The following is a 7886-nucleotide window of genomic DNA, read 5'->3' on the forward strand; positions in this document are numbered from 1 at the left end:
CAATAAAGTAAGAAGTAAAATGTAGGGGAAATGTTGCTTAGTGCTAATCCAAAAATCTGTTTTTAATTGCAGGGGAAGCAATCCAGCAGGTTTCTTTTTTGCCAAACCATCTGTAACGGTTACGGGCAATAAAGTTGTAAACAGTATTCCGTATAAAAGCGGGGATGATAGAAAAAACATACAATATCGGCCAACCTCCTGATAGCTGCTTAACAACCCTTAGCGCTGCTGCAGACTTTGTATAAATGGTTTTGTTTTCAAGCAATATAAAAGAATCGAAGCCAGTGGATGGAAGGCGATACTTGTTCAGTAATTCCTGGCCGAAAGAAGATTGTAACGAGGCAAACCAGAACAAATTTTTTTTATCTCTTTTTATAACAAACTGTACGGCATTGCTGCAAAGGTTACAAACACCATCAAACAAAATAACGGGATGCTGATCGTTTATTTGAGACATAAAAAAAGGCCGGAAAAGATCCGGCCATCAAAGTTAATGCTATTTGTATTTTTATTGTAACGCAAAGCCTTGGTCTGGTACAGAAAAACAGCTCTTATTTTAAATTGTGATATACTTTTTGAACGTCTTCATCCTGTTCTAGCCGATCCACCAATTCCAACACTTCCTTAGCCTGGTCTTCAGGCAGCTCAACAGTTGTTGTGGGTATGCGGGTAAGTTCAGACGAAATCGGAGTAATTCCTTTGTCTTCAAGTGCTTTTGCCATAATTCCAAAATCGTCATATTCTGTTCTCAACACAATGTTACCTTCTTCATCTTCGCCTATTTCCTGAAGGCCATGATCGATGAGGTCAAGTTCAAGTTCTTCAAGATCTTGTCCTTCGCTTTTAATTTTAAATTCGCCCATCCGGTGAAAAGTAAATGCTACTGAACCGCTTGTTCCAAGGCTTCCTTCACCTTTTCTAAAATGCATTCTAACGTTGGCTACAGTACGGGTTGGATTGTCAGTGGCGGTCTCAACCAGAACTGCAATTCCATGAGGAGCATAACCTTCATAAATCACTTCCTCATAGTTGGTCATGTCTTTTCCCTGCGCCCTTTTTATCGCCGCTTCCACCCGGTCTTTAGGCATTCCAACGCCTTTGGCATTTGCAAAACACCTGCGTAAAGAGGGGTTTGTTGCAGGGTCGGGGCCGCCAGCTTTTACAGAAATGGCAATCTCTTTTCCAATACGCGTAAATTGTTTCGCCATCCGGTCCCAGCGGGCGAACATAGTAGACTTACGAACTTCAAATATTCTTCCCATAATTATGAATTCACTTTTGATAATTTTTTCTTTTTGTCAGACCTGCTTTTTCTCTTTACCAGGCTTTTGTTGTGTCACTCACTTGTGCTGCCATTCTTTGTTCATCGTTTTACTGTAGTTGAAGAGTGCGACGCAAGAGAAGAATCATTGAAAATCAAAAGCCGGTAACAAAAACATCGAATGAAAATGTGGCAAATTTAGGAGAACCCATTCAGCCTGCCAACCTAAAAATAAAAAGCCTTTCTGCTGTGCGCAGAAAGGCTTTTTATTTTATTCGAAACCTAAGTTTAGATTCTCTCTTCCAAAGGATTAGCTGGTTCATGATCGTCTTTTGGTTCAGGTCTTCCAAGCCTGTTGCCGAATACAAAGAAGTGAACCAAAGCAAATATTATTGAAATATATAGCAGCGTTCTGTCTTCGTCGAACCCGATACCATATTGGTGCAAAAGGCCAGCAATAATTAATAAAGCAGCTAATACAAGGCCGGTGTAACGGGCTACTTTCATCCCTTTTCTGGTTGTGGTACCATTACCTAAATGGCTGTGTTTGGCGCCATAGGCAAGATAAATATCCATACCAATTAACATCCAAACCAATAGACGGATCCATGTATCCATAGGCAAGAATACCATCATGAATAAACAGGTGAAGATGCCAAGTATGGGCACTAACGGCACCATTGGCGTTTTAAATGCTCTTGGTATTTCGGGCATTTTTCTGCGCATTACCCATATACCTATACAAACAAGAATGAAGGCAAATAAAGTTCCTATGCTGGTCATCTCGCCAACTACTCTTGCAGGCACAAAAGCCGCAAAAAGACTTACGAACAACATGAACAGTAAATTGTTTTTTGCCGGAGTTTGGGTTACAGGATTAACGGTAGAGAAAATTTTAGGGATTAGTCCATCTTTACTCATGCTAAAGAAAACACGGCTTTGTCCCATAAGCATAACAAGAATAACAGAAGAATAACCGGCAAGTATAGCTACAATGATGGCACGGTTCAACCAGGGATAATCTGGTTGTATCACACCGGCAGCATCGGGAGTACCCATTTTATCAATTGCAAGTGCAACCGGGGCAATTCCATCTTTACCGGCAAAAGTTGAGTAACTGGTTACCCCTGTCATAACATGAGCAAACAATATGTATAGCACAGTACAAATAGCCAGTGAACCTAATATTCCCCATGGCATGTCCTTCTTGGGGTTTTTTGCTTCCTGTGCTGCCGTACTTACGGCGTCGAAGCCGATATAGGCAAAGAATACGATTGCCGCAGACCTTATAATTCCACTAAAACCAAATTCACCAAATTTGCCTGTATTATCGGGAATGTAAGGATTGTAGTTGTCGTTATTAATGTATTTCCAACCGAGAATTATAAACACCAATACTACCGCCACTTTTAATGCAACTATAATAGCATTAACCAGTGCACTTTCCTTAGTTCCTTTTATTAATAGTAAACTCATTAAAACGATAATAAAAACCGCGGGAAGATTAATGATCCCGCCATCCCAGGGTCCCAGGGTAAGAGAGACAGGCAGATGAACGTCAAATCCTTCTAAAAACTTCACGAGGTATCTGCTCCAGCTAATGCCTACCGTTGCTGCACCTACTGCGTATTCCAAAACAAGATCCCATCCAATAATCCATGCAATAAATTCTCCCATCGTTGCATAAGAATAAGTGTAAGCACTTCCGGCAACGGGTATCATCGATGCAAATTCTGCGTAACAAAGACCAGCGAACAAACAGCCAAAAGCGGCCACAATAAATGAAATAGTAATAGCCGGACCTGCATGGTTAGCAGCAGCCATACCTGTAATTGAAAATAATCCGGCCCCAATGATTGCTCCTATTCCCAGTGCTACAAGTCCACCTGCGCCTAATGTTCGTTTAAGGGTGTGAGTACCTGTTTCCTGCGCTTCATTTAGTAACACATTCATTGGTTTTCTTACAAACAAACTCATAATATTATTTTAGTTATAGGTTTTATTTAGGCGGAAAAGTAGCGATTTATTTAAAAGCAACTTCAAATATTTGAGAAGTTTAGGTATGAAAGCCAATGTTCTGCATTCTAATGGAACAATAAAACTTGTTACTGGGTTTGTGCGTTTTAAAATACAAATTTCCTCATTAGAGTTATTTATATGAATTGTGTGTTGCGTAGCTCAGCAACTTTTATTGTCATTAACCATTTTGCAGTCAATCCTATTTCCTTATTAGTCTTATATTGCACCACTAACAAATTTTCGTCTTAATGCCCAATGCATCGCCGCCGCCTAAAAGTAGACTCACGCTTTATATTTTGATTGCTATGGCTCTCGGCATAATTACCGGTTATCTTATAAACCGTTATTCACCTGTACCTACAAGAGGCGCTTTCTCTACTAACATAAAATTGCTGACGACTATTTTTTTAAGGCTGGTGCAGATGATCATTGCACCTTTGGTCTTCTCAACTTTAGTTGTTGGTATTGCAAAACTAGGCGATCTGAAAACGGTTGGAAGGGTAGGGGGAAAATCGCTTTTGTGGTTCGTAACTGCCTCACTTGTTTCGCTTATGTTAGGTATGGCACTGGTCAACTTTTTCAAGCCGGGCGAAAGTATTCATCTTGGCTCAACAACTTCAGACGCAGCAGCAAAAGAACTTATTGGAAAAACCACAGGTTTCTCACTTCAGAATTTTGTAGAGCATGTGGTTCCGAAAAGTGTTTTTGAGGCAATGGCGGGAAATGAAATATTGCAGTTAGTGGTTTTCAGTATTTTCTTTGGTGTTGCCACTGCTGCGCTGGGTGACTATGGTAAAATTGTAATCAGGGGTTTAGATGCAGTTGCCCATGTTATTCTTAAGATGGTTACGTATGTTATGAACTTTGCTCCCCTTGGTGTATTTGGAGCCATATCAGCAGTAATTGCCACCAATGGTTTGGAAATCTTCAGGTTTTACGGTCTCTATTTTAGCCAATTCATTTTAGGCATTGTTTTGTTATGGATAGTATTGTTAACAGTTGGCTTTATTGTTTTAGGCAGAAGGCTACCAATACTTTTACGTCGCATCTCTAGTCCGCTTTTAATTGCCTTTAGCACTACTAGTAGTGAAGCGGTATTTCCAAAGCTTACAGAAGAGCTAGAGCGGTTTGGATGTAAAGATAAAATTGTTGCTTTTGTGCTTCCGCTGGGTTATTCTTTCAACCTCGACGGAAGTATGATGTACATGACATTTGCAAGTGTTGCCATTGCCCAGGCTTATGGTGTTCATTTGGATTTTGGTACTCAGGTTACAATGTTGCTGGTTCTTATGCTTACAAGTAAAGGCATCGCCGGCGTTCCAAGGGCATCATTGGTAGTGGTTACTGCAACGTTGGCTATGTTTAAAATACCGGCAGAAGGCATTGCTTTAATATTGCCGATTGATCATTTTTGCGATATGTTTCGCACTGGTACAAATGTTTTAGGAAACACCTTAGCCACAACTGTGGTAAGTAAATGGGAAAATTCTTTAGAAAATAATTAAGTAGTATGGATAAAGGTTTTGTACAGCAATTTATCGAGTGGATAATCCATAACGGCGGACTATATGTACTGCTACTGGTAATTTTTGCAGAGACAGGTTTATTTGTTGGTTTCTTTCTTCCTGGTGATTCTTTACTGTTCGCGGCGGGCATATACGTAAAGGATTTATCCAAGGCCTTTTACGGAGTGCATTTCAGTGTCATCATTCTTTTAGTCATTGTAGCTTCCATATTAGGAAATATGGTAGGGTACTGGTTCGGTTACAAATACGGGTCACAGTTATTCACGCGCAAAGACTCTTTTCTTTTCAGAAAAAAACATTTGCTAAAAGCAAAAGACTTTTATGAGAAATACGGTAAGGCCACCATTTTCATTGCCAAGTTTCTTCCTATACTTCGCACGTTTGCGCCAATTGTGGCAGGAATTGTAAAAATGGAGAAACCCGCTTTTACATTATTTAATGTTCTAGGTAGCGTTGCCTGGGTTTTATCCATGATGTTGGGTGGTTATTATTTACAGCAATGGGTGGAGACACAGTTTCACTTTAGTTTAAAAGATCATATAGAAGCGATTGCCCTTGTCATCATACTAATAACAACACTACCGGTTTTATTTAAACTGTTTTTTGGAAAAAAAGACGACGGAATTGCGGCGGCAGAAGAGTTGGTAAAAGATATGGGTAAAGACAAAAAACTGCTATGAGCCGAAATGACCAAGCTTCCGCAGGTCTGTTTTCCATTCCTGTTTTGGTTGCTGCCCTGGGCTACTTTGTAGATATCTACGACTTACTTCTATTTGGCATTATCCGTAAAACAAGTTTGCGTTCTTTAGGTTTGTCCGAAGAAATGGTATTGACCAGTGGCGAATTTATTATCAGCATACAAATGGTAGGTCTGTTGCTTGGTGGTATACTTTGGGGAGTAATGGGTGATAAGAAGGGCAGGCTAAGCGTATTATTTGGATCAATTATTTTATACTCTCTTGCAAATATTGCAAGCGGCATGGTTCAAACAGTTAACCAATATGCTTTGCTCAGGTTTATTGCAGGGGTTGGGTTAGCCGGAGAATTAGGCGCAGGCATTACACTTGTGTCGGAATTATTACCTAAAGAGAAACGTGGGTTAGGTACTTCCATGGTTGCAGGTTTTGGTCTCACAGGCGCTATTGTTGCCTATTTTATCTCGAAACAGTTTGACTGGCGCATCTGCTATTACATTGGAGGCGGAATGGGGTTGCTTTTATTGCTGCTTCGCATTAGTGTTTTCGAAAGCAATATGTTCAACCAGGTAAAGGAAACGAATGTTAGTCGGGGTAACTTTTTCATGTTTTTTACAAATAAGGATAGATTTTTTAAGTACATAAAATGTATCCTCATCGGTTTGCCAACATGGTATGTCATCGGGATACTTGTAACCTTTTCGGACCAGTTTGGCAAGAACATGGGAATAGCAGAACCAATAGATCCCGGTAGAGCAATCATGTTTGCCTACGTTGGTATTTCGCTTGGCGATATCGCCATCGGCTTTGTTAGCCAGGCACTCAAAAGCCGCAGAAAAGCGCTCTTTATTTTCTACATCATGACCATGATCTGCATTGCGCTGTTCTTTCTTCAGCGAGACTCATCTGCATCTGTCATGTATTTAATCTGTGCTGCCCTCGGTTTCTCCACAGGTTTTTGGGCCATTTTTGTAACGATGGCAGCAGAGCAATTTGGCACTAATTTAAGAGCAACCGCAGCCACCACGGTTCCTAATATGGTCAGGGGTGCATTGCCTCTAATGATACTCTTGTTTAAATCGCTTCGTGAAGGCGCTGGTTTTATAACAGGCGGAATAATTACCGGAATTATTATAATGGTCATAACCCTTGTAGCCGCATACTTTACCAAAGAAACTTTTGGAAAAGATCTTAGATACGTTGAGTAGAAAGCCCTGAACCTACCAGGGCACAACGATTTTTTTATTTTTTTTGCTGCAGCTTTCCCTCTTTGTGCAGCTTTTCTTGCGACGCTCCGTTCAAAAGTGGTTCATTGTTGTATCGTTTACCTTAGAACGTCTTTCTATTTTCTTCACCGCCCCACTCCAACTGAATCAATAAGGACCATTTGAAACCCAAAATCCGAAACCCAAAACAACCCACGGCAACCGCCAGCCCCTTTCCGCCAACCTTAAACCTTAAGCCTTAAACCTCCAACCTTAAACCTAAAGCCTCCAACCTTCAACCTCAATCTCGGCTTCAACCTTCAATCCCTTTCTCCAACCTCCCTTACCTTCGCCGCATGAAATTTTTGATAATGCGTTTTTCTTCAATAGGCGATATCGTCCTTACAACTCCTGTAATTCGTTGTCTGAAGCAACAGGTAAAAGATGCGGAAGTGCATTACCTAACGAAAAGTAGCTTTAAAGGAATAATCGAAAGCAATCCTTATGTTGATAAGCTGCATCTTTTTGAGAACAATTTTGATAATATGATTAAAATTTTGCAGCAGGAAAAATTTGACTACTTCATTGACCTACACCATAACCTTCGTACACTCAAAGTCAAAAAGGCTTTGAAAGAAGTGCCTGCTTTTTCATTTAATAAACTCAATATTAAAAAATGGTTGCTCACTGCTTTTAAGATTAACGTGATGCCTCACGTGCATATTGTAGATCGTTACCTTGACACGGTTAAGTCTTTTGGAGTGATGAATGATGGAAAGGGTTTAGACTATTTTATTCCCGACCACGATATTGTTCCCGATGAGGATATACCCGCTGCCCAATCTTTAGGCTTTGCTGGAATAGTCATCGGTGCTGCGCATAACACGAAAAAGTTGCCTTTAGACAAATTGAAAGAATTATGTGAAAAAATCAATTATCCTATAATTCTACTCGGCGGTCCGGAAGACAGGGCAATTGGCAATGAAATAGCTGCAATTGATCCAGTTAAAATATATAACTCCTGCGGCAAGTTCAATCTAAACGAAAGCGCTGACCTGGTCCGGCGGGCAAAAGTGGTTATAACACATGATACAGGATTAATGCACATTGCTGCTGCATTTAAAAAACCTATCGTAAGTATTTGGGGCAATACTGTTCCAGCTTTTGGGATGACACCTTA

7 protein-coding genes are annotated in these 7886 nt (G+C 40.4%); 4 read left to right on the forward strand and 3 right to left on the reverse strand.

What is annotated here, in order from left to right; all coding sequences use genetic code 11:
- Nucleotides 1-43: 43 nt before the first annotated feature.
- The 3 genes from JWR87_RS08845 to JWR87_RS08855 form a co-directional block, all read right to left on the reverse strand.
- Complete coding sequence (locus JWR87_RS08845) at nucleotides 44-457, reverse strand: thiol-disulfide oxidoreductase DCC family protein (RefSeq protein ID WP_297818469.1); 414 nt, start codon at nucleotides 455-457, stop codon at nucleotides 44-46.
- Between the two features lie 94 nt (nucleotides 458-551).
- On the reverse strand, nucleotides 552-1262 hold the full coding sequence (locus tag JWR87_RS08850; RefSeq protein WP_297818471.1) for a YebC/PmpR family DNA-binding transcriptional regulator: 711 nt from the start codon (nucleotides 1260-1262) through the stop codon (nucleotides 552-554).
- A gap of 287 nt (nucleotides 1263-1549) precedes the next feature.
- Nucleotides 1550-3238 (reverse strand): amino acid permease, encoded by a 1689-nt coding sequence (locus tag JWR87_RS08855; RefSeq protein ID WP_297818475.1) that lies wholly within the window; start codon nucleotides 3236-3238, stop codon nucleotides 1550-1552.
- A gap of 290 nt (nucleotides 3239-3528) precedes the next feature.
- Between JWR87_RS08855 and JWR87_RS08860 the strand changes: the two genes are divergently transcribed.
- From JWR87_RS08860 to JWR87_RS08875, 4 genes are all read left to right on the forward strand, one after another.
- Complete coding sequence (locus JWR87_RS08860; RefSeq protein ID WP_297818478.1) at nucleotides 3529-4785, forward strand: dicarboxylate/amino acid:cation symporter; 1257 nt, start codon at nucleotides 3529-3531, stop codon at nucleotides 4783-4785.
- A gap of 5 nt (nucleotides 4786-4790) precedes the next feature.
- Nucleotides 4791-5486 carry a VTT domain-containing protein gene (locus tag JWR87_RS08865; protein WP_297818481.1) on the forward strand — a complete coding sequence of 232 codons (696 nt, stop codon included), beginning with the start codon at nucleotides 4791-4793 and terminating at the stop codon, nucleotides 5484-5486.
- Nucleotides 5483-6709: an MFS transporter gene (locus JWR87_RS08870; RefSeq protein WP_297818484.1), complete on the forward strand. Its 1227-nt coding sequence runs from the start codon at nucleotides 5483-5485 to the stop codon at nucleotides 6707-6709. The genes JWR87_RS08865 and JWR87_RS08870 overlap by 4 nt, the downstream gene beginning before the upstream one ends.
- A 353-nt stretch (nucleotides 6710-7062) precedes the next feature.
- Nucleotides 7063-7886, forward strand: an 824-nt coding sequence (locus tag JWR87_RS08875; protein WP_297818486.1) for a glycosyltransferase family 9 protein, incomplete at its 3' end; no start/stop codon positions are given.

The sequence above is a fragment of the Segetibacter sp. genome (genome assembly GCF_025963695.1).
In the GTDB taxonomy this organism is placed as follows: domain Bacteria; phylum Bacteroidota; class Bacteroidia; order Chitinophagales; family Chitinophagaceae; genus Segetibacter.